Consider the following 21892-nt stretch of genomic DNA (forward strand, 5'->3'; position numbering starts at 1 on the left):
TACACCTAGCGATCTGTGAAGCTAAACAACCCCAAAAGAACGTTCTTAGCTTTCTGTACGCGGCATAGCAGTACCTTGCTATTCTAGCTATCAGGTTAGGTTGGTTGCTTTCCCTTACATTGGATTCTTGATCAACAACCGGTTCTAGCTAATGAGCCTGAATCTATTGGCGCATAGAGGACTTCTGGCGGGGCTACAGTCGTGACTATTACCCCGCACAAGTCGCCTACTTTTTCCGATCAGAATTTACTTGACTTTTTCTACTCTGCGGTTTCGAAATCAAAGCTAGCTGTCGCCATAAAGCTATCTGCCTGTAACGTCTTCCAGCCAGGAATTTTCACGGAAATAGAGCAGTCTATTCCTTGGCTACCGACCTGTGCGCGCTGGTCGGACATTCTTCGCAGATGATAGGCGCATCCGTGCATTTGAATACTTCCACTCTCCTTGTGCAGCACGTAGTCCCCTGCCAGCCAGAGTCTTTCTTCGACTTTTTTATATGGAATAAACAGTTTTATTCGATAGGTATTACCGTCAGTTATGCCTTCGATTTTTCCAGAGGGCCATTTATAAGAAGGAAAACTGTAGGATCCGGAGATCTTCCCCTCACTCTGCCTAATCCACAGCTCTCCTGAGTCTGCGCCAAGTACCGTTTCCCAAGTGCCGGATAATACGACTCTTTTTGTGTCTGTAATATCAAAGTGTGGCTTAAGCTCAACGGGTTTAGGCAGTATTTTGATCGATAAAACATTCGATTTTTTTGTTAATTCGCCTGTACGGTAAGTTGCGTAGATAGTAATTGGTTCATCTGATTCTTTGATCGCCCGAATCTTTAAATTACTTATCGTCTTAGAGCCTTCAATGCTCTCCACATCGGAATGTAGCGCCGGAATTACTTTCATGGCGTCGGAAGATGATGATATGGAAATTGTGCCCTGAGGTAGTTTTTGGATGCCGACTGGGTATATCTGTATTGTTAGATCGGTAGCGCCACCGAGATTTAGCGCGTGTTCGGTAGAATCTATCATCACTTTGGCATCTGGATTCTGAAAAGATGCCCAAACATTTTTTAACTCATTGCCATTTGTAATGCACCAGCCGCTGAATAAAGCTATTCCAAATACACACAAAGCCATCGCTTTGTATTTTTTAGGGATCAGATCGAGAAATTCTTTCATTGCCACTTTACACCGTTCGTAGCATCTAGGCGCACGGCGTTCGGAAAATAAGAGCGTCCTGAATCCCCGAATGAGAGGTTTTTTGACGGAATGTAGATCTGAGCACCCGCACCTCCATCCATCGCTAGTGCACGGTGTATTTTGAGTTCTCGCCGTTCCGCTTCACTTTTGAAGATTTTAGCGAAGTCTACTAATGTTGCCGCTTGGCCGAATGAATGGAATGTACCTACAACCAAGATGTCTCCGTCTAGGGTGTAGCCGATAGCTACTCGATTAAACTCTGAGTCTCTAAGATTCTTGTTTACATCGACCATTCCGCTGTTGATTATAATTGGTTTCGACTGTATTGCTTCCGACCACGCACCTGCTTGGGAGCGATTCTGTGCTGGGATTATTTTTATGTTGCCCTTCTTATCAGATACGAGGACGCCGCCGTGATCCCAGTCAAGCATGCGTACAAGGCGTTTGTTGTTAGCTCTGATTAAACCGATAGGCTTTTCATGTCCATCTGATCGATAGCCAAAGAAACCACCGCTTGCGATCAAGATCGTATTCTTCACCACGAGTGGGCTATAAGTCTGTTTTGCAGTCCCTTTTTTTTGAATTTCATGAACCGATAGAATCGCAGTTTTCGCAGGGATGTAGACTGATATCGTTTGATACTCACCGCAAGTACGAGTGATAGCTTCGCTACCCGCTACAATTTCGTAAGTCGTATCGATGCATTCATTTGAATTGAGCTCTTCGGCACTTAATGATTCGAGTGAGAGAGTGGTAAGCGAAAGGGCGAATGCTGCTAATAAAGTCCGTTTCATAAACTATTCTTATACTAAGTGTTATTAAGCTTTCTGATCAATGTATCCTGCCAGGAGTTTAGCCGCCAAGGTCGAAGCAGAGTTCAAGGGGCGGGGGAATTGTAAACAAAAATAATCATGGCGTCTTGCCATTAAATCGCTTTGGAGTGAGTAGATCCTGCATTCGTCGAGGAGCACCAAGTAGACTTCGCGGGTGGTGAGATAGGGGGGGGGGCAGATCATTCCGCGTTCGACTCATCATTTGCCCATAGCTAAGCTGTGCGACCTAAATGGGGAGTCGCCCGTTCGGGCCAATGCCCCGGCTCACCTAGTTAGCCGAGCATCTTCTTAAGGATGGATGCAACGTTCCTGGCATCGTCGATCCCTCGGTGATAGGTACCCCGCCAAACCAGTCCCAACGACTCTACTGTTTGCTTAAGTGATTTAGGTCGATCGTCATATAAGCCTGCATGCCATTTCTTGGCGTTGAAATGTGGCAAGCCTTCGAGCAGGGAAGGGCACCCTGCCAAATCAGCATCGCGCTCAAGCTGTCTTGCATCATAGTCTCCCCACGAGGCCCAAGCAGCGTCTGAGTATTGCGCTAGAAACACTCCTAGCTCCTCACCAATCTCCACATAGATTCCTGCGCTATCCACGTCCGCTTGTTGAATGGATATGAGTTGCTTGCAGAAATCGGTGAGGACAGGATTGATTTGAGGTCGGACGAGCGCTGGAACTCATCGACCATCTCAAGCGTTTCCAGATCCACCACAACAAGGCCAATTTCAATCGTTTCCATCTGATCAGGGACGGCTGCGAGCGGCTTTGGTGATTCCGACTCATCAACTTGATCACAGGTTGACTCAAGGTCAACGCAATAGAGGTAGCGGTATGGCGCGAAGAGGTTGTGGATTGCTTGGAGATTTAGGAGCTTTGCTTCGATGCTCATAGCATAGGAGACCTTACTTGGAGCTTGTTGAGATTAGCCCTATGGGCTCTTGCCGCCCCGCACCGGGTGATTCTGGAATTTAGGCGTCCTTGATGGCATCGGAACAAAACTGACCGCTCACTTCCTCTGCGATCAAGTCTAATAGTCAGTAAACGCCTGGATGGTGATCAAAACATCTTCGGAAGCAAAATCTGTAACTGAAGAAATACAAATGCTACGAAGAACGCGGCGCTCATTAGATAAAGCGCTATCAAGATAAGTCTACGAACCGGGTGCATTGTGTTTTGCCAAAGGGCAATTGTTTGAGCAAAAACTAAAGCCCCCGTGTGATCTGAGAACAGATGGTCTAAACCCTCAGTTTCGTAGCGAATATTCACAGAGCTTCTGCTCGGGAGATGATGAGAAATACTGAGAGCGCATCTACGCCAGTCCAGCACCAGATCTCCGACCCTCAATTTTGGGTCGTCTTGGACGTCGTACTCATCGACTGAGCGAATCGTCAGGCGGTGCATCATAGGACGGTTTCCTTCGTAGCCGTACTGTGGCGTGAACTCACGTAACTCAGAAGTGTGATCATCTCTTCGCCATATAGTGACTTTGCGCAGATTGCGGTATTCGAACAGGGCTTGCTCGATATGAGCACACGCGTAGCTATCGAATCCGGCGAATGCCGGTACTCCGTATCCAGACATGATTACGCGAGCCGTCTTATCCTCAGACATGTTCTCATCTAGCAAATCCGGGTGAGGCCACCACTCCCGCTTGCTCCACCACCGACGCAATTCGTCTTCCACCAAAGTACGAAGCCAAGTGCTGGATTGGCTCTCGAGTAGTCCTTGCTTTGAGGAAAGCGCCTGTTTTAGCAGGAGTGGGCACCAGATTTCATACCACAACACCGCTACCAAGTAGGTGAGTCCTGCCAACAACAGCCATCTGAACGGTGCCGCTGCGTCACCGTTTTCGCCGTGTAAGCCTGGAGCAGCTTGATAGAATGCGCTGACCAACCCTCCAAAAGCTGCAAATCGAACGGCAGTGGCGGTTTTCAGTTGAGCCCAGAAAATCCAGCCGGTTCGCTGCCTGAGCCAGTGATACCTTACCTCCTGCCGAGTGGAGCGTTGATCGATTCGTGGGCTCTTGTACATGTCTTGAGCCGGAAATTCGTCGAGATACCAAGCTAACGGATTCATCTCTCGAAACCTTGCTATGCGTTCCTGCCTGCGGTGTGCTTTCACCATGGCGTAGTATTGCTTTGCAGTTTGAAAGTGATGGTCAGGCTGTTCCTGGTCTCTGATGTCGCCGCTATCAACGTCAGGCATATGTATCTTCCACTGTCCAAATGAAAGATCTTACGCCGTCAACACTTGTCAGGGCGATTCAGACTCAGGTGGGGTAAAAGGAGACGTCCCATCTGATCGCTCAGTATGCTGAGACATTAGCCTGTGGAGGAATCGATCCTCCGGGCACCTGGCACCTGGCACCTGCTCAGCTCAGCTCTCAGCCAAGCATTTCCTTGACGATCGAGGCCGCATTCCTAGCATCGTTTATCCCTCGATGATAGTTACCCTGCCAAACCAGGCCCAACGACTTAACTGTTTGTTCAAGACTTATCGGCTGATCGTCGTATAGGCCTTTATGCCCACTTCCTGACGTTGAAGTGCTGCAGACCGGCGAGCAGGGAAGGGCAAGCAGCGAATCCAGCATCGCGCTCCAGCTGCCTTGCATCGTAGTCACCCCACGATGCCCACGCTGCGTTTGGATATCGCGAAATAAAAGCTCCTAGCTCCTGGCCAACCTCCACATATGTTCGTGCACTGTCCACGTCCGTTTGTTGAATGGAGGTGAGCTTCATGCAGAAGCCGGTGAGGGTGGGATGGATTTGAGGCCGGACGAATCGCTGGAACTCATCGACGATCTCAAGCGTTTCCAGATCGATCACCACCAGGTCAATTCAATCGTTTCCATCTGGGCGGGGACGACTGCTAGCTGCCTTGGTGATTCCGACTCACCGACCTCATCACAGGTTGCCTCAAGGTCTACGCAATAGAGGTAACGATATGGCGCTAGCAGATTTTGAATGGCTTGGAGGTGAAGGAGTTTTGCTTTGATGCACATGATCATGATGGCTGGCTTTGGATCGGGTCAGCATATGGTAGCTTGCGATGGTTGAGGAATACGGAATTGGGGGCGCGAATGGATATGGGTGGAATCCCAGTCGCGATTTACTCAAGGATTTCCTTGCTGGCAAAAGTCTGTCGATTGTTTTTAATTCATTGTGAGATTACCGGGATGGGTAGAGTCCAAAGGATGTGGGAAGAGGAAATGGAGCGCGGCTATTCGAGCGTTGAGGATACCTATGTCTGCGAGAGATGCATTCAAGACGCAGGGCTGAAAAAATTCGTAAGGAAAAATCGTAGTCCCGGAACCTGCTCCTACTGCGATAGATCGGTCAAAGTGTCCGCCATGGATGATGTGATAGAGCACGTGGTGAACAGCCTCTGCTTGGAGTGGGGCGATCCAGCTAATGAAGGACTTCCCTACGAGACCCGAGAAGGTGGGTGGCAAGGGAATGTTTACAACATTTATGAGCTGCTTTACGACTTTGGCCCCGATTGCCCGGAAGAGATTCTAGATACCATTGCCGGGTCAATTCATGACACCGGATGGTGCGAAAAAGACCCGTATTCTCTCCCTTTTCACAAGATATTGGTCTACGGCTGGCAGAGCTTCAGTAGATTCATCACTCACACCGCGCGGTTCGTATTTTTCAGGGCGGTCAACCCAGCATACGATCGTGACCAGCATGACGAAATGAACCCGGTTGACATCCTGGAGACGTTGGGCCGAGTTGTGGGGAGTCTAGGTCTTATCGATAGGGTTCCGGGCGGGACAAAAATTTATCGCGTTCGGATCGTCGACCAGGACGAGTTGATAACGCACGCCAAGGATCTTGGCCCACCTCCAGCCGAACGAGCAAACATGCCTAATAGGATGAGCCCAGTAGGCATTCCGATGTTCTATGGTGCGTTTGATCTCAATACAGCCATTCGCGAGATTTACGAGCCTGACAATGCGAAGGGGAAGAAGGTCGCCTCGGGCGAGTTCACTGCTCTTCGAGATCTTAGAGTAGTGGATCTATCGAAGTCGCTTCCTGTTCCCAGCCTCTTCGATCCAACACTTCAGGAGCTGCGTAACTATTACCGGTTCATGAATAACTTTATCGACGATTTCACCAAGCCGATTGAGCGCAGTGACAGGGCACATGCTGAGTATGTACCCACCCAAGTGGTGACAGAGTATTTTCGACATGTGTATCGGACGGAAGATGGCGCTCAGATAGACGGAATCATCTACCCCAGTTCAAAGACTGGTCAGAAGGCGATCGTGATTTTCGTTGATTCTGCTGCGTGCATTGATGCCGACGAAACGCAGGGTAGTGGAGCGCTTCTTAGGTTGGACAGGGCGGTCGATGTCAGCTTGGAGGCATTTGCAACTTCTGAAAGCCCACAAGACTTTTGACCAGAATAGGAGTTTGGCGCTCATTGTTAAATGCCAGGTAGGCACTCAATAGGTCGACTGGATCACTTCCGTAGCGCTGCCAGGATTCAAGTGTCCCGATTCGGCCGTCACCCTAGTGCTTCGTGCACAGATAGTCGTCTGCCATCACCCAAGGAAGATTTATGTCAAAGGTCAAGTTTTCCCCAGAATCTGAGGTCGTTTCCTGGCTAATACAGCTCATTGAGAGGGAGGAATTGCTCGACTCGATCCAAGGGCGAGAGGCGATCACCTCCTCCTTAACTGACACTGTTCCCCAAGAGTATTTCCTTCCGTCTTTTGGTATCGATTACATCTCTCGACGAGCCTCTGCTGAGGCAGCAGACCACGTACTAAGTCGCTTGAGCCTACTGGACATCATCTCCATCAATACCAGCATCTCAGTCACCACTGGGGAGGTGCTGCGTCCTGACATTCTTTGCTTCAACCCTGAGACGAAAACGCTGGTGGTTTTTGAGGTCAAGCGGGCTAGCGAAACGGAGCGGCAAACAGTTACTGAGCTTGCAGGGTACGAGCAAGAGCTTCGAAATATGCTCCCCTTCTTGGGTAATTTCGACGTGTGCTTCGTGGTCGTTGCGGCTGACTGGGCGACGCTGCTCGTCCATGCCGTGGGGAGTATGAACGCCTGGTCGGGTAAGCAGTGCTTGGCACTCAAGTTGACCAATGGTGAATCTGGATTTGGTCTGATAGCGCACCTGCCGGAGGCCTGGCATCTAACTGGAAGTACCAATCTACCCGTAGAAGCACTTCCTTCAATTGATCTTTATCTGGCTTACAAAGGTATTGATGATCTGGGAGCCGAGCAAGACGATATCGGTCTCGCTGAAGAAAACGAAGATGATGTGTCTTGGCCTCCGAGGATCGTAGTTACTGCCATGGATGTAATTGCACGTGCCGGGGATAGAGCGGGGTCGCATGGCTTTATGATGCTTTGGCGTGACGTCAATGGCTTTGGACGTGGGCGTTGGTGTATCACGCTAGCTGCAATTGATCCTTATGCAATGCATGCGTGGTGCCGAGATCACGGATTGCCGCAGCGAGAATCGGAAGCTACGACGTTCCTTCATGAGCGTAGAGATGACCTATTAGGGCAGACACCCACGACCGTCTATGACATCGCCAAAGCAGCATTCCCAATACTTAAAGAGCATTTTGATCCTGAGTTTGGCGCAGATTTCCATTGGCAGTTGAAGACCCGACAGTATCGCCATAGAGCCGTACCAATGAGATTCGATTTTTGGGGTAGCCTCGGACAGCATGCCCGAGAGTTTGTCTGCAATCCGGCTGTACGTGAGAACTACATGCCGTTTGTGGGACTTAATCAGCTGGATTGGACAGATCCTGCAGTTGCGATGACCTTGGTGGCCAATCTTTCGCTTGGGACTCCGTTTCCGGGAGGAGTGATCAAGTGCAGCGATGCGTTTTTAGCTGGTCGCGTGCTCGGGGATCTCTTGGGCGCTGCTTTCAATACAGCTCCTGATAAGAAGTTAGCAGCGAAGTTCGAGCCTTTGGTGGAGTGGGCTCAATTGGAGGCCCTGCGCTTCGCGATAGAGATGAAGCAAATGTACGACATCACTGAAGAGGTTGTAACCCCAATGCCAATGCTTTCAAGGGATCCGGCGAAGCGTGTGGAGGCCACGGTACAGCTAGCCCAATGGGTAAGCTCGGATCTCATCAGTAAGCGGCATCCATTTCACCAAGCATGCTTTGATGTAGGTTATCGGCATGCCTGGCTTTTTAACCTGCTGGATGCTCAGTCCATTGGACGAGCTGATCCGAATGAGTCGGAGGCGGCAGCCTCGATCATCCGCGATATGGTCAAAGGTTTACTGTCTCGGGCAGAGGGCAGCCAAGGCAAAATATTTCAGGCTTCTGGTTTCCTTCACTTCATAGCGTTCCTGGAATCATATCTAAGCTCTGAGATCATGCTAAGCGATGCGCAAGAAGTGAGTAAGGTGATCGATACCATTCCTACCAAAGAGCTATTGGCGGCGTTTCCGGACAGTATAGTTAAAGGTGCAGACTCCATAATTCCGGTTGTCCTCCACACCACCCGCCCCCCTTTTCCCATTTCGGTTGATTGGGAGTGGCTGAAGGGAGGAATAAGGGCACTGTTTGAGAGTGGGGATCATTGTCCAGCCATCATTTTCAGCCAAAATGGAATGGTGGGCAGTGGCCGATTGTTAGAGCCTTTTAGGCTCCTTTCTCCTATCAGTGATCCTGAAGTTGAGGTTTATGTCCTAGATGAGTCGTCTGCAATGAACATCGCGATCAAGATGACGTGGAATGAGGTAAAAAATTTTCATGCAAAGCGAAGCCAGGGGTATGTGGCTCCAGCTTAATTGAGTGTCATCCAAACCTTGTGCCCGAGGCCAAGAAATCCGCGGGCTGGACGCATCTGAACATTTGGGCCGCTACGCGCATTGACCTGCACCCCAGTCATAGCTCTGGCGGTCTATGACATTGGCAGCATGAGTACGGTGCACGTTTGATCGGGCTTACTTACCTGTGAGGAATGCCCTTCTTATCTAAGGAGGGCCGTGCTGTTGATGGAGGTATCGCTTATTCGGGCACTTGGGCCTGGCTAACGCAATCAGGCGAGAATTTCTTTCACGATGAAAGCAACATTTCTAGCATTGTCTATCCAACAATGATAGTTACCCTGCCAAACCAAGCCCAACGACTCAACTGTTTGCTCAAGTGATTTGGGGCGATAGTCATATAAGCCCGCATGCCATTTCCTCGCATTGAAATGTTGCGGCTTAGAGCGCGAGCAGGTTTTCATTGATCTTGAATAGAGGGGAAGGGAGTAGGTCTGCGTTCGACATTGTGTTTCCTCCGTGGAAGACATCAGCGTAGCAGTAGGAGGATTGTTGGATCTTTGTCGTAGGTCAGAGCACGTCACATCAGCTTTTTGCTAGCTAACGAACCGTTCATGCGGAACTGCACCATTCATTCGTGAGATAGCATCCATGCGATTGGAGTTAATGACATCGTAGCGCGTCACATGGAGATGGCTCCGTTAGTAGCTCAGAATGCTGTTGGTTCGGATTTAGACGGCAGAGGAGCGACAAGCTTCGTCCAACTGAAATTTGGCCGCTCCCAGAACCTTCTTAGGCTTTAGGCTTCTTCCCTCGCGAAGAACTGTAGTGGCCCAAAAATTTAGATGGGGAAAGATCTGTCAAATTAGGTATCGGCGACTTTGTTTGCTCTCCAAGATATTTGATATATAGAAAAATTACAGAGCGTCGGACTGTAAGAGTCGACACCTCCGTTGGATCGATTTGAGCTTCCAACAACCAAGAGTGCAGGATCTTATTCAGCTCGTAAGAGGTCATTGGATGGCTAGTGTTCTTGCTGGACGGGAACAGGTAATCGCCGTGAGCAAGCACACTTTGTTTAACGTACGTAGAAACCACAAAATCTTTGGCTGTAGTCAAAGCGCGTCGTTGCCGGTACAAACGCAATTTGGTGGCTGGGAAGTCCAGCATCACCATCTGGTCGGTGTAGTTTACGTTTTCAACTTTGAGATGCAGTAATTCAGACTGACGAATACCAGAGAGCAGCACTGAGCACAAAAATTGGTCACGTAGGTTGGCTTTGCTCTGGACTACCTTCTCAATGGCATCAAGCTCACATCTACTCAAATATTTTGCGGATGCGAGGGGCGACGCGGATTTCCAAGGCACACTTCCCGTTGAATTGAATTTTTTATGAACTACGCGTTGGGCCGCTTCTGGGATTTTATGATCTGAACGCACTACTGAGCTGTGGCTGTCTGTCTTGCCAACGTAGGGCGTTTGCTCTTGCCGAAAGCTATGGAAGGCCAAAAGTTCGTGAAGCGGGAGTAGCAACACTAAACGCTCGATATCACGGTCGTCGATACCTACGGCGTTGCTCGACTTGAGAAACTGAAATATGGATGTGCTGACGTTGTCCCTTACTTCTGCAAGAGTAGGTACAGGTGCATCCGGTGAGCAATTTTCTGATGACTTCAACGCATCGTGCAAGTCGCGATAGCCCAACCCCTGTGCCAAAATCTCTTGCGCGGTCATGAGACTGATAGCGTTAGCACCAGGCCAGTGACGACGAAGCACTTTTGCAATGTGTTTGAATCGACGTTTGGGAATTAAATCGAAGGGGAAGATCGGGACGCGCATGGCATTTCTCCAATACGTCAGGGTGTCGGCTGCCCTCTGACTATTGTCGAATGCCTACTGAGTAGATCATGACAACCTGAGGCCAATGGCCTTTTGCGAACCGACCGCTCGATCCAGGAAATCGATTTCTTAAAGCTAGCATAGCTTTGTGACCTGTCTAGGAAAACAGTCCTTCAAATGGAGCAGACTGGGAGCTAAAGCAGTTCTCGATCTTATGGTCGATTTGTGAGCCGGCGCTGACTTGAGCCTCATCGAGCGGTAACGCTGTGATGGCAGCAGAAATTAATTGCTGCTATCGCTCCTTCGGGCCTAAGGCCCGGCTTAGTCAGCCAAGAAAAGTCGGTGGTGTTGCAGGCGTTCCTGCGGGCTATGGGCCGCCTAACCCAATTAACGATATAGATTGGAATGGCTCAAGACTTATTAGATGAATTTTAGTTTTGACAAGATTTGTTCTAACTCAGAAATTCCTTTGGCTAGTTTTGGGTCGCTATATATAGTGGAGTGCATGGACAGCTCATGTATCCTGGTTTCAAGTTGTTGTATAAGTGCTTCTTTTTGTTTAGGGGAGGGCGAGGATGAACTAGCTATCGCTATCGCAAATCCCTCATCGAAATAATTTTTCAGCGACATCGGATCACGATGGCCTGTAAGTTTAGCTACTTTGGCTAAGATTCTTTTTTGGACGGCCTCCATCCATAAATCCTTCTGAGCTATATCTCGCTTTAATTCCTTTGCGATCTCATATGCTATCTGGGTAGTAATAAAACGATGTCTAAACATGGATAAGCAGACTTGTACATCTGTAAGGCCGGATAGCTCACAAAGCCTTCTGAAGTCTCGCGCCAAGGATCGTGTCTCTATGGCTTTTCCATTTTGCGCAAGCATGAAGGATGTGGCCTTTGTGGGGGGGATATTAAGATATGCTATGAAAGCTGTACGTGCTTTAAGGTATATGGATATTTCAATTGCATCCTCAAGTGATAGGGGAAATTCACGTATAGGTCTAGGTCGTTGTCGTGTTTTCAAAGTTGGAATGTACAGGGTTCTCTTTTCTAGCGGATGTTCATTCAAATTTAAGGGGATGCTGTTTAGCTCGTCAGGGCGAAGGCCGGTCATTTTAGAAATTTTAAGGGTCGCTAACCGACGGTTGTATAAATATTCGTTTTTCGCTATGTAGTCATCACGCACTTGAGAAGCAGTAGCAGCAAACAAATATCTTGGGTTGGTTTTCAGCCTATAAATTGTGTCGCTAATCTTGCCTATGAAGTTATCGGGCATGGGCTTTTTATCACTCACTGGGGGGCGAACTGTTGGAATCGCTGGGTGGTACAGAATCGGCTGGCCTTGCCTGTTGGCCTTCCATTCAATTGTCACTTGAGCGCCAGTGCCTAACTCCCCTACGAGCTTAGGTTGTGAGACAAGCCGATAATTCATTTGATACCAAATCAAAAAATCTATCACTCTTCTAATGGTATATGCGACTTGGTTTGGACTGCGAGCACCAGTAATGGCAGATTTTTTTAATTTTTTTTCTTCTAACAGATGAGTTGAAAGGCCCGAGAGGAACGTATCGTCAACTGCGAGTAAATGGGCGCCATGGTTAAAGCAGTAACGCACGTAGTGAGTCATGTGACTTGCAAACGTTTCGGCTGAGTCGCCGGTAGCCTGGACAGTCACATGCTGTAACCAGATATTAATCAGGGTGCAAGGTGAGCCGTTTGGCCAGAACATATAGACTTGATTCGAAATCGTCTTTTTTCTAACAGTTGGTGCTTCTTTTTTTCGAGAATAAACTACAGCGCCAGGCATTTTTAGCACCATGTTGGTGTTGTAAAGCTGGAACTTAGGCATCTCCTTTGCCCCCTTGTATCACGCTCCATGCTTTAGTGGGTGAATTTTGGTTTGCATAAATTCCTTCAAATCTGAGGCTTGACTCATAGAGAAAATTTGTTATCTGGGTCTTTGTAGCATAGTTAAGGCTTGTATCTGATTCTACCAATGTTTTGAAAAATCTAAATAACTCAAGGTAAGCACAGGTTGCTAACTGAGCTTGGTTATAAGCCTCATTGATTTTCATTTCTGGTGTTGGTTGGTCAATGTCGTCATTTGTTCTGGCTTTTTTAAGGGTGGCGTAGATGTTTGCTCGTAAGGAGCGCATATACTCCCAAAGATTTTCTGAAGTATGAGTTATTTCTAAGAAGGAGTGGCTTGTGCAAAAATGCTTAAGTGTGTTGTAGCTTATTTTATCAAATTCATTTTTCACCTCTAAGGTGCAAAATTTTTTCATGTCCGCCAGCTTGTCATGGTGAAGTCTTGTTGGGGTGACTCTTCCTTCCCACACTGATTGCAACCAGTAAATTCTCCCTCTGATGTTGTCAGCGGTTGAAGTTCTCATCTTTGCTCTCTCCGTATTTCAACGCTATATCAGTGTCATATACTTCAGATTCATAGGTGGTCAATCTAACAGTATAAGTGGAGATTAATAGTCCGTCGCTTGCTAGAAGAGCCTGGAGAAACTGGTCAAATTCATATTTCTTTCTTGATTTCAGAGAGGTAATGTTCAAAGTGGAGAGGATTTTTTTGTAAAGTGCTACTAGCCCTTGATTTTCAACTTCAGAAATATTTCCGGCCTCAAGGTCTGCAAGTTTGTCCTCTATATTTTCTATGTTGTATTTTAGGATTTCTTCTTCTGGTATCTCGCCGGCTAAATACTCGTGAAAGTAACGAGGGTCGTCATGTCCAGCTTGGTGTCTAATGGACTCATCAGCATAAACCTGTGAATGGTTATACATAGTCACAATAAAAAACTTGCGCATTTCATGAGTCTTGATGTACCAGCGCCGCCCGTAAATATCAACGGGAATATCGATTATGTCGCAAAATGATCGTATTGCTGAATCTATACGGATACCGAGCCTTCGCCCGCTCGGCTTATTGAAACCTTTGGAAGACGGGAAGTAGAAAAGCTGTTCTGAGTGGGGCGAAGTATCTTGATATACCTCTTTCAGGCCGTTGCCCAGTACGTTCAATAGCTGAACAGCAAGAGATGCAATGAAAGGTATGGGGCGACGTATCGTGGGCGGGATCGGCACACGTTTCTTGAGTACAGGGTGCCTAAGGAAAGCGCCCTCTTCGTTGGTCTGGTAGCTAAGCGATTTTCGAGAAATCTGGCTAAGCTCGTCAATTCTTAGAGGTTTGGTGAAACCGAGAATCAGTGCACAAGCAGCAACAAAACACTCAAGTGCGACCGCAAACGTCATATTTTTGCTGCTGCTTGTCTTCGGCGATTGGCTGGTTAGCCTCTGGATATTAATCGCAAGAGTTAAAGGTTGAGTGGGCAACCCTTCGAATGATTCCGTAGTATATGAGGATATGATAGTTTCAAAAATTTGTTGTCTTTGCCGATACCTGTCTCGTGTTTTTTTTTGCTCTTCAGGAGCTATGTCATGAAAGGCTTTGATAATTTCAATCGACGCACCTACAATAGCTTTTCCATATACCATGACCCACTCAATTGCTTTGTCCAGAGCATACATACCTATCGAGTAGGGTAGTTTCCTCGTATGACCCTCCTTTTTGACATCGTAGTTTTTTAATTCTTCACTAGGGTTGTACTCAAACCTCGGCATCAGATCGGGCAAATACGGGTTCCCCTCCGCAACTGATTTTACTAGTATCAGAAATTGAACGAGTGAGGCTTTGGTTATCTCTCCACTTGCATCTGTGTCAAAGATAGGTGCTTTGTGTGAACTGTATTGCGCCCGAATATTGATTCCGTGCACCAGGACTGGTTTTTGCAGGTTAACTTCAAACTGCCTGAGAAATGTTCGTGTGTGTACATGTTTGAACGCTGTTATGTGGGTGTTCAAGATTGTCGCTAGGTATGTTCTAGACACTAAACCAAATTCATGCTCAGTATCAATTTTGTTTTTTGTATACAAATTGTTTTTTTTCAGGTGCTCTACTATTTTTGCTATCTGGGATTGGGTTAGCTCGACTCCATTGTATACTTCACCTATCTGTTCGCAGAATATTTCGCTGAGTCTTGGAATAAGTTGGAGCGCGCCTGCCCAGCCAGATGTGCAATAGTCATTAACTAGCAGTTCACAGGCATTCTTGTTCAGTAGCTTGAAACCAAATGTTTGTGGGTGGTATTGATTTTTATAAAGGCATAGCCAGCTTGCTAGGTTTATGTAGAAACAGACGTATTTCATCCAGGTTAGATGGTCGACGCGTGGTGTAAGGTATCTTGCGCGTATGCAGAAAACTTGTTTCTGAATAGTTGCCAGCAGCAGGGCATTCGGTGGATCTGTGAGCAAGCTACCATCAGATAAAAGCTCAGAAAAACTAACTGTTACAAACTTGTTTTTATTACCGATTACTTTCCATTCGGGAGACCCGATGCCACCTTCTTTAAGCCAGGAGGCAGTGTAGGTCACAGTGTCTTCGAGGTTCTGTTTAGCCTGATCTATGAGTAGAGCCAAGGTTGCTCTAGAGGGCAAAGGCTTGAAAATTTTCTTAGGCATTAAGTTTCTCGCTCAACCATGATGCTTGCAGACAAGGTCTTCTTGGCTAGCTCGGATTTTAATTTCACGGCTTCATCATAAACTTGTTGGAAGTACGGAACAGATAGGCCTGCAATATTGCTTACAATGGGGCCGCACATGTTCGGATCTTTGCTGATCTCGTATGTGCAATGTAGAAGGTGTGCCAATGTGAGAATCGAGTCCTCGGTAAGCCCTGTACCGGGGTCTTCGTGCCGTTGGCCTGATGATCTAGTGAACATCTCAGCAAATAGAAACACGGCAGCCAGAGAGGCAGAGTCAAGTTTTAGAATCATTTTGTGATTCACTAGGTGCTCAACAAGGTTGTGAACAGCATCCTCCGTGAGTTCTGCTGCGTAACGTTTAAGATCCATCGATACTGGATCAGAGGTAAGGCTTGTCGCTGCTTCCCTGATGATAAAATTGAACAAATAACTCTCGGTTAAGAAGTCAGTTGCGGCAAAATGCCATGGCCTACCTTTCGTAGCGAGAATGATCAGCTTGGTCTGAAATGTCCGGAGTATCCGCACGTTCCACCGATATTTCAGCCAGTCTGGTATATATCTAGCCACAACGACAGCGATAGAGTTGCCCAGCGTGTTAGCAGCGGCTTGATAGGTACCCTCTTTCAGGAAGCTAATCAGTCCTTGGCTACCACGAATCCTCCTTAACGAGAAAACTTCTCTTGAAACGTCCCCATTAATAAGATCAGTTTTAATTGCCTGGTAGAGTGAGATTCCTATTGATGCTGTCAGAATTTGATCAAGGTTGCTACTCAATCCAACCCACTTTAATGACGAAGTCAAAAAAAGCTTTCTGTAGTTAATGTCCCCTTCTAGCATTAGCCTAATTCTAGCTTTCATTGTTGCCTTTACCAGCCCTATATAAATTTTAAGGCTGCGCGGAGGCAGTGCGGAGACTTTTCTAGATCTTGCCCGAGGTTTGCTTACGCTCCACATTAACTGGTTTAGGTCACTATTAAAATAGTGTATTGGTTTGTCATTTTCAGACAGATAATCAGCGCTGCGTAGCGGGTGTGGATTAAACTTCGGATTTTCAGCTATCAGAATTGCGGCTGCTGCTCCGCAGTCGCGCGCGGAAAGGTGACCGAGGAGCCGATTCAACGTTTCATTAATGTTTGAATTTGGGGCCCCAAAGTCTCCAGCAATCTCCCTAAGCTTCCTATCCATTTTTGCTTTCATATAACCATTGCGGCAGAAAGGTTCAAAAAAATGGATTTTGCTCATGGCTTTATAAGAGACTGCACTCAGTTCATCTGTAATTAGGAAATGATAGTTGATCATCGCCAAAAACCAAGCAGCGCCATCTGGGTTGTCAGGATCAGCGATGTAACGACGTCCCACGTAAAAATTGCCAGATGCTAAGAGCGCTTCAATCTGTTCTAAGGAAATGGAATTTATCAAGCTTTCGCCAATGCGTTGGCATTCCACTACTTTGTCCCAGTAGTTTTCACAAGCAGAGAGTATAGTCTGCGTACGTTTCTCGATATCGCTTTGAAGGGTATCCAGAAAATGATCTGTGCCGACGTTCAACCCCTTATCTACCAAGAAGGTCTTCGGCCAGAGGTCATTGACATCCGTCAATGGCCATAAATTTGCCTCCACCGAGTCCAACACATCAGCGCTTCTTTCATCATCCGAAATTTGTGGCCTTCTCATGGAAGGAATAGTGGTTTCCGAGGGAATAATGTACTTCTGCTTAAGACTTTTATACAGGTAACCAATTTGAGTCCATTCCACGCGCATGGATTCAAATTCTTTGTCGCCATCGCTATTCAGCTTTTCGGGGTGTGAAAGATGGTATATATAGTGCTCGTTTATAAAGACTTTCCATTCGGCACTGTTTGGATTTGGCAAGGCCCGTCCCTGGTCTGTCGCGAAGTTCAGTATTTTTCTCAGCGACCCTATCCGAGCTGAAGTTGTGTAGGGAGCAAAGCGTTGGCAAATCCTGGCTATTTCACTGCATACAGTCTCAAGGTTGGTTTGCGATGATAACGGTGGCCTCGGCAAGATCATTTTCCTACAGCCTTGCTTATTTCGCCATTCGAGGCGGAATAAGATGTGTTCGCTGGCAATTTTGAAAGAGATCATGGCCAAGGCCTCACCGTGAGTACCTTGAGACTAGACTCGTGATGGGCGGTGTCAACTATTAGGTGTCAAAACGTTAGCATAGGTGTACATAATCTGTTGATAAATAAAGTAAATACATTTTTTCGCATTGAGTATGTGTCCACAAAAAAGCGAGAGTTCATAATCAAATCCCATACAAGCACGAATAAAGCGCGCACCTTAGCTCAGTTGAATGAGCGCACGTATGAGCTGACCTGGCTCCAGTCGTGTTATCGGATTGTTCCTACAGTTAATGAGGAAAGGGACTACGATCAAACTAGGTGTGACGTAAGGAAGGGCAGGGTTTGCATCGGCTTATAGTTCGTCGTGAATGTTTTGCAAGTACTGGCTGTAAATGGATTTTTGTTCAATGTTTAAATGCTAAGGACAGTTGCTTGTTGTTTGTACTTTTCGCCGCTGCATCCCGCTACAAAATTATTCGAAATAGACGAGTGTCAATGCGGCTTCCCCGGTCAAGGAAGTGATCACTGTGCATTCAACCGGCCGACGCTATCGACGGGTTGAATGCGTTCGGATCAGTGACTGGAACGACCGGTCATCTCCAGCGCCATGTCGCTTGCGTAGCTGTCGGTCATGCCGGCGATGAAATCGATCATGCGCAAAAACGACGTATGCAAAGAACCCTGCGGATCCGGTGCGTTATTGCCGAGCAAGTCGAGGATGCGCCGACTCTTGAACGATGGCGTGCGACCGTTGTGTTGCTCCAGCGCGGCGCCGCAGAACGAGTTGAGGAGAATCTCCAGCGTCGTGTAGGCACCGATTTCGTGCAGGGTCTTGCGTTTGTCCTGAAAGATTTTCTTGCGGGCAATGTCCTTGGCGTTCAGCACACAGCGCTTGGCCGGGCCATGCATGTGCTCGACCAGATCGCCGTGCAGCGTGCCGGCGAGCAGTGCGTCCTGTTGCTCGACAAACGCCCGCGCCGCCGCGTTGGTCAAATGTTCGATGGCCTTGCCACGCAGGATTGCGAGCTTGCGTCGTCGTGAATCCTGCGGGCCGAGCTGACGATAGGTTTCCGGCAGATCATCGCCCACCAATCCGAGTAACAGCGATTCGACCTCAGCGTACTCCAGCAGCTCCATCTCAAGACCGTCTTCCAGGTCGATCAAGGCGTAGCAGATGTCGTCCGCCGCCTCCATCAGGTAGACCAGCGGATGGCGCGCCCAGCGTTGCTCTTCCAGTTGTGGCAGGCCCAGCTTTTGAGCGATTTGCTCCAGCAGCGGCAGTTCGCTCTGATAACAGCCGAACTTGTGTTTCTTGTAACCCAGGGAGTCGGCGTGACGGGCTGTCCACGGGTATTTCAGATAGGTGCCGAGGGTGGCGTAGGTCAGGCGGGTGCCGCCGTCGAACTGATGGTACTCAAGCTGAGTGAGCACGCGAAAGCCTTGTGCGTTGCCTTCGAAATTGAGGAAGTCGCCGCGCTCGGCTTCGCTCATGCCGTCCAGCCAGCCTCGTCCGGCCGCCTGTTGGAACCAGTGGCGAATGGCATCTTCACCGGAGTGACCGAACGGCGGGTTGCCGATGTCGTGGGCCAGACATGCCGATTGCACCACCATGCCCAGGTCGCTGGGGTCGCACCATTGTGGCAGGGCACCGCGCAGTGTTTCGCCGACGCGCATACCCAGCGAACGGCCGACACAACTGACCTCCAGCGAGTGGGTCAGGCGTGTGTGAATGTGGTCGTTACTGGTGACCGGGTGCACTTGGGTTTTTCGACCCAGACGCCGAAAGGCGCCGGAGAAGATGATGCGGTCATGGTCTTTGTGAAAAGGACTGCGGCCAAGTTCTTGCGGGCTGTGCAGGGGCTTTCCGAGACGTTCGCGGTTGAGCAGGGTTTGCCAATCCAAGGCTGATTCTCTCCGACAGGTGACTGGGGGCCAAAAAGTTTCCCCGCTGTGGTGTGGAAACTTAATGGCAACGCTCGCCCTAGCTTCCCGGTTCGGCTCTGAGCCTGCAAGCGCAACTACAGCCCGGCAGCATCAATGTCGATCAGCAGCAGACGTTCGCCATTGTCGAAGAACTGCCCGGCCGTCAGGCAATACTGGTTGCTGGTTGCATCGCGGTAGGTGTTGGACAGCGTCAGGCGCCGCTCCTCCCAGCCTTCAGCGAGTAAATGATAGAAGTACGGACGCCATGACCAGTTGTGCCCCAGATAGCGATTGTCGGCGATCCAGCCACTGTGCCGCCATTCCAGATTAGGTGTCAGTTGCGTGCCGTGACGGTCGCATTGATAGAACCGCAGCAGCCATGGAAAGGCGTCCAGCTGGGGCAATGCGCTCAGCGGTGCGTGGGCTTGCGCCCAGTTCTGCAGAATGGTCATCAATTCGCCCAGTTGCTGACGCATTTGCATCAAGCGGGCCCGCTCTGCCAGTTTTTGCCGGACATAGCGTTGACGCAGTTCGGCGAAGCGTTGCACAAAAGCGTCTGTGGGGTAAAAAGCTTCCTGCGCCCGAGCGAAGAGAAAACCCTGTACGTACCGCGATCCGCACTCCAGAGCGAAATTCAACTGTGCCTCGGTCTCGACGCCTTCAGCGATAATCCAGCAACCGGTCTTTTCGGCCATCTGCGCCAACGCCTTGACCACATCACTGCTCGGCCCACCGAGTGCGGCGGCCTGAAACAGGCGCATGTCGAGTTTGAGAATGTCCGGTTGCAGCGCCAGCACCCGATCCAGTTGTGAATAGCCCGCACCAAAATCATCAATGGCGATTCGTGCCCCTGCCTCGCGATAACGCGCGACCACTTCGGCCAGACGTTGGCCGTTGCCGCCCAGTTCAGTGATCTCGAATACGATGCGCTGCGGATCGACAAGGTGTCGCGCGATTTGCTTGAGACTTGGCAGCGCTTGTTCGGGGCGCAAGCGGCTGATCCAGCGCGGCGACATGTTGAGGCTGAGAAACCAGTCCGAGGGCGCTTCATGCAGGCGGCTCAAAGCATTGTCGCGGATCTGTCGGTCGAGACGGCGCAAGGCGATGGCCGGAGTGCGCGGGTCGGCGAACAGCGGCCCGACCGACACCAGTTGTCCATCGGCCTGGCGCAGCCGGCCCAGTGCTTCGACGCCGGCAATCCGGCCGGTGGCGGTATCGATGAAGGGTTGAAAGCAGGCGAGCGGTTGCCCGTCGATCACGGAGCCTCCTTAGTCGTTCTTGTTCTGGTTGAACCTGTCGACCGGATAGGCGTTCAGGATTGAACCTCTTGGTCAAAGAGGTCCATCCCGAGAAGGTTGCAAGAATGTAGCCAGATGCCGTAATTCAGCGTTTGCCGGAGTTTTGCATGACCATTTTGATCAGCGGCCCGAGACTGGTGCCAAGACGAACCAATCGGGTCAAACCACCAACGCCGCCGCTTTTGGCGCCTTTGCCGGTGATGAAACCCAGCAGCGTCACAGCCGCCACACCCCATAACGGCGCGTGCTTGATCCCCAGACCGCCCTGCAAGTTTTGCGTCATGCCGCGCATGCGTTGCAGTGGTTGCAGGACTTGCCCGGCTTCATGGCGAATTTCCTGTCGATGCATTTCCATGCGCAGGCGGATCAGCGCCTTGCGCATTTCCCGGCGAGAGCTGTTGTGTGGCAGTTCAGGCAGGCTCATGGCAGCAGGCGCTCCCGGTCGTTGGCCAGCTCTTCGAGCGTGCCGTGGAAAGGCGAGGACTCATCGAAGATTGCAGCCTTGAGGCGCAGTCCGCAGAAGATCGAGGCCAAGGTATAGAAAACGCACAGGCCGATGATCGCGGCCAGGCGATAAGTGTCCCAGAACACGATCATGACCAAGGTCGATAAACCCACCAGCAGCAACAGGGCAAAGACCAAGGCCAGACCTGCAAACAGCAACAGGCTGACGGTCCGGGATTTCTGCTCCTGCAATTCGATGCCGAACAACTCGACATGGCTGTGCAGCAGACCCAGAACGGCGGCGCCCAGGCGTCGCGTGGAAGAGGCGGTGCCCGCAGTCGGGCCGGATTCACCGATCGACATAATCAGCGCCGAGTAGCCAGCAGGCCGATCAGGAAGCCGACACCAGCAGCAATGCCGACGGCCTGCCAAGGGTTGGCCGAGACGTAATCTTCAGTGGCGGTCACCGCTGCCTGACCACGTTCACGCAGGGTGTCTTCGGTCAGTTTCAGGGTTTCGCGGGCGCGCAGCAGGCTGTCGTGAATCTGCTCGCGCAGCTCATCAGCCTGATCGCCGGCCAGAGTGGCGGTGTGCTCGAGCAACCGTTCGGTGTCGGCGACCAAAGTCTGGAAGTCGTTCATCAGGATTTCTTGAGCAGTCTTTGCCTTGATGCTGGCCATGGGTGGATCTCCGTAAGTGACGTCTGAAGCGTTCGAGTATGAGCCTTGCGCGAAGGTTCAGTACAAATGACTGGTACAACTTTTGCTGTGTCGTGGTGCGTCGTCCTGCGGTTGTGCGCTGTTGCCGGGCGTGCGCCTTGAGAAACCTTATCCCAAACAATGCCGGTTCGTGTCAGGACATCGACCTTGTGCGCCAAAGCAGTTCGCCGGACATCCGGTTCCCTGACTGCGCGGGCGCAACTTGGTGCATGAAATGTGCGCATGAACCGCTTTGGTGCCTT

The 21892-nt window shown here is 49.6% G+C and carries 18 protein-coding genes; 2 read left to right on the forward strand and 16 right to left on the reverse strand.

Features of this window, described 5'->3' with window-relative positions; all coding sequences use genetic code 11:
- Nucleotides 1-260 precede the first annotated feature (260 nt).
- The 6 genes from HUW52_RS10815 to HUW52_RS30310 form a co-directional block, all read right to left on the reverse strand.
- The gene (locus HUW52_RS10815; RefSeq protein WP_175553621.1) at nt 261-1175 is read right to left on the reverse strand and encodes a hypothetical protein; all 915 of its coding nucleotides are present in this window, start codon (nt 1173-1175) and stop codon (nt 261-263) included.
- Complete coding sequence (locus HUW52_RS10820) at nt 1172-1990, reverse strand: phosphodiester glycosidase family protein (protein ID WP_175553622.1); 819 nt, start codon at nt 1988-1990, stop codon at nt 1172-1174. Before HUW52_RS10820 ends, HUW52_RS10815 begins: the two co-directional genes overlap by 4 nt.
- 311 nt (nt 1991-2301) lie before the next feature.
- The gene (locus HUW52_RS30300; protein WP_306150412.1) at nt 2302-2682 is read right to left on the reverse strand and encodes a 3'-5' exonuclease; all 381 of its coding nucleotides are present in this window, start codon (nt 2680-2682) and stop codon (nt 2302-2304) included.
- Nucleotides 2583-2918: a hypothetical protein gene (locus HUW52_RS30305; RefSeq protein ID WP_256668130.1), complete on the reverse strand. Its 336-nt coding sequence runs from the start codon at nt 2916-2918 to the stop codon at nt 2583-2585. The genes HUW52_RS30300 and HUW52_RS30305 overlap by 100 nt, the downstream gene beginning before the upstream one ends.
- A gap of 167 nt (nt 2919-3085) precedes the next feature.
- On the reverse strand, nt 3086-4234 hold the full coding sequence (locus tag HUW52_RS10830; RefSeq protein ID WP_175553623.1) for a hypothetical protein: 1149 nt from the start codon (nt 4232-4234) through the stop codon (nt 3086-3088).
- 314 nt (nt 4235-4548) lie between these two features.
- Complete coding sequence (locus tag HUW52_RS30310; RefSeq protein WP_256668131.1) at nt 4549-4857, reverse strand: 3'-5' exonuclease; 309 nt, start codon at nt 4855-4857, stop codon at nt 4549-4551.
- A gap of 380 nt (nt 4858-5237) precedes the next feature.
- Here HUW52_RS30310 and HUW52_RS10840 point away from each other — a divergent pair, with 380 nt between their 5' ends.
- Together HUW52_RS10840 and HUW52_RS10845 are read left to right on the forward strand one after the other, a co-directional pair.
- The gene (locus tag HUW52_RS10840; protein ID WP_256668510.1) at nt 5238-6434 is read left to right on the forward strand and encodes a HEPN-associated N-terminal domain-containing protein; all 1197 of its coding nucleotides are present in this window, start codon (nt 5238-5240) and stop codon (nt 6432-6434) included.
- 161 nt (nt 6435-6595) lie between these two features.
- Nucleotides 6596-8812: a hypothetical protein gene (locus HUW52_RS10845; RefSeq protein ID WP_175553624.1), complete on the forward strand. Its 2217-nt coding sequence runs from the start codon at nt 6596-6598 to the stop codon at nt 8810-8812.
- A gap of 771 nt (nt 8813-9583) precedes the next feature.
- On the opposite strand, the gene HUW52_RS10850 is transcribed toward HUW52_RS10845, so the two are convergent.
- The 10 genes from HUW52_RS10850 to HUW52_RS10895 form a co-directional block, all read right to left on the reverse strand.
- The gene (locus tag HUW52_RS10850) at nt 9584-10630 is read right to left on the reverse strand and encodes a tyrosine-type recombinase/integrase (protein WP_175553625.1); all 1047 of its coding nucleotides are present in this window, start codon (nt 10628-10630) and stop codon (nt 9584-9586) included.
- A gap of 420 nt (nt 10631-11050) precedes the next feature.
- Entirely contained in the window at nt 11051-12481 is a 1431-nt protein-coding gene (locus HUW52_RS10855; protein ID WP_175553626.1) for a hypothetical protein, read from the reverse strand.
- Nucleotides 12474-13025, reverse strand: a complete 552-nt coding sequence (locus HUW52_RS10860) for a hypothetical protein (RefSeq protein ID WP_175553627.1) — start codon at nt 13023-13025, stop codon at nt 12474-12476. Before HUW52_RS10860 ends, HUW52_RS10855 begins: the two co-directional genes overlap by 8 nt.
- A complete protein-coding gene (locus HUW52_RS10865; RefSeq protein WP_175553628.1) occupies nt 13006-15156 on the reverse strand; it encodes a hypothetical protein in 2151 nt (716 codons plus the stop codon). The genes HUW52_RS10860 and HUW52_RS10865 overlap by 20 nt, the downstream gene beginning before the upstream one ends.
- Nucleotides 15156-17285: a hypothetical protein gene (locus tag HUW52_RS10870; RefSeq protein WP_175553629.1), complete on the reverse strand. Its 2130-nt coding sequence runs from the start codon at nt 17283-17285 to the stop codon at nt 15156-15158. Before HUW52_RS10870 ends, HUW52_RS10865 begins: the two co-directional genes overlap by 1 nt.
- A gap of 554 nt (nt 17286-17839) precedes the next feature.
- Nucleotides 17840-19168 carry a deoxyguanosinetriphosphate triphosphohydrolase gene (locus HUW52_RS10875; RefSeq protein ID WP_175553630.1) on the reverse strand — a complete coding sequence of 443 codons (1329 nt, stop codon included), beginning with the start codon at nt 19166-19168 and terminating at the stop codon, nt 17840-17842.
- Nucleotides 19169-19284: 116 nt separating this feature from the next.
- A complete protein-coding gene (locus tag HUW52_RS10880) occupies nt 19285-20448 on the reverse strand; it encodes an EAL domain-containing protein (protein ID WP_016985476.1) in 1164 nt (387 codons plus the stop codon).
- A 124-nt stretch (nt 20449-20572) separates the two neighbouring features.
- Nucleotides 20573-20911 carry a hypothetical protein gene (locus HUW52_RS10885; RefSeq protein WP_016985475.1) on the reverse strand — a complete coding sequence of 113 codons (339 nt, stop codon included), beginning with the start codon at nt 20909-20911 and terminating at the stop codon, nt 20573-20575.
- A complete protein-coding gene (locus HUW52_RS10890) occupies nt 20908-21294 on the reverse strand; it encodes a phage holin family protein (RefSeq protein ID WP_016985474.1) in 387 nt (128 codons plus the stop codon). Before HUW52_RS10890 ends, HUW52_RS10885 begins: the two co-directional genes overlap by 4 nt.
- Nucleotides 21295-21296: 2 nt before the next feature.
- On the reverse strand, nt 21297-21611 hold the full coding sequence (locus tag HUW52_RS10895; protein WP_016985473.1) for a YqjD family protein: 315 nt from the start codon (nt 21609-21611) through the stop codon (nt 21297-21299).
- Between the last annotated feature and the right edge of the window lie 281 nt (nt 21612-21892).

Source organism: Pseudomonas sp. 43A (genome assembly GCF_013363935.1).
GTDB classification, from domain to species: Bacteria; Pseudomonadota; Gammaproteobacteria; order Pseudomonadales; family Pseudomonadaceae; genus Aquipseudomonas; species Aquipseudomonas crudilactis.

Excerpts from the sequence above, each read along its gene's own strand:
- HUW52_RS10860 (WP_175553627.1), bottom strand. The coding sequence starts at position 13,025 with ATGAGAACTTCAACCGCTGACAACATCAGAGGGAGAATTTACTGGTTG.
- HUW52_RS10820 (WP_175553622.1), bottom strand. The coding sequence starts at position 1,990 with ATGAAACGGACTTTATTAGCAGCATTCGCCCTTTCGCTTACCACTCTC.
- HUW52_RS10845 (WP_175553624.1), top strand. The coding sequence starts at position 6,596 with ATGTCAAAGGTCAAGTTTTCCCCAGAATCTGAGGTCGTTTCCTGGCTA.
- HUW52_RS10895 (WP_016985473.1), bottom strand. The coding sequence starts at position 21,611 with ATGGCCAGCATCAAGGCAAAGACTGCTCAAGAAATCCTGATGAACGAC.
- HUW52_RS10855 (WP_175553626.1), bottom strand. The coding sequence starts at position 12,481 with ATGCCTAAGTTCCAGCTTTACAACACCAACATGGTGCTAAAAATGCCT.
- HUW52_RS10840 (WP_256668510.1), top strand. The coding sequence starts at position 5,238 with ATGGAGCGCGGCTATTCGAGCGTTGAGGATACCTATGTCTGCGAGAGA.
- HUW52_RS10870 (WP_175553629.1), bottom strand. The coding sequence starts at position 17,285 with ATGATCTCTTTCAAAATTGCCAGCGAACACATCTTATTCCGCCTCGAA.
- HUW52_RS10815 (WP_175553621.1), bottom strand. The coding sequence starts at position 1,175 with ATGAAAGAATTTCTCGATCTGATCCCTAAAAAATACAAAGCGATGGCT.
- HUW52_RS10890 (WP_016985474.1), bottom strand. The coding sequence starts at position 21,294 with ATGTCGATCGGTGAATCCGGCCCGACTGCGGGCACCGCCTCTTCCACG.
- HUW52_RS10885 (WP_016985475.1), bottom strand. The coding sequence starts at position 20,911 with ATGAGCCTGCCTGAACTGCCACACAACAGCTCTCGCCGGGAAATGCGC.
- HUW52_RS10830 (WP_175553623.1), bottom strand. The coding sequence starts at position 4,234 with ATGCCTGACGTTGATAGCGGCGACATCAGAGACCAGGAACAGCCTGAC.
- HUW52_RS10850 (WP_175553625.1), bottom strand. The coding sequence starts at position 10,630 with ATGCGCGTCCCGATCTTCCCCTTCGATTTAATTCCCAAACGTCGATTC.
- HUW52_RS30305 (WP_256668130.1), bottom strand. The coding sequence starts at position 2,918 with ATGAGCATCGAAGCAAAGCTCCTAAATCTCCAAGCAATCCACAACCTC.
- HUW52_RS10865 (WP_175553628.1), bottom strand. The coding sequence starts at position 15,156 with ATGCCTAAGAAAATTTTCAAGCCTTTGCCCTCTAGAGCAACCTTGGCT.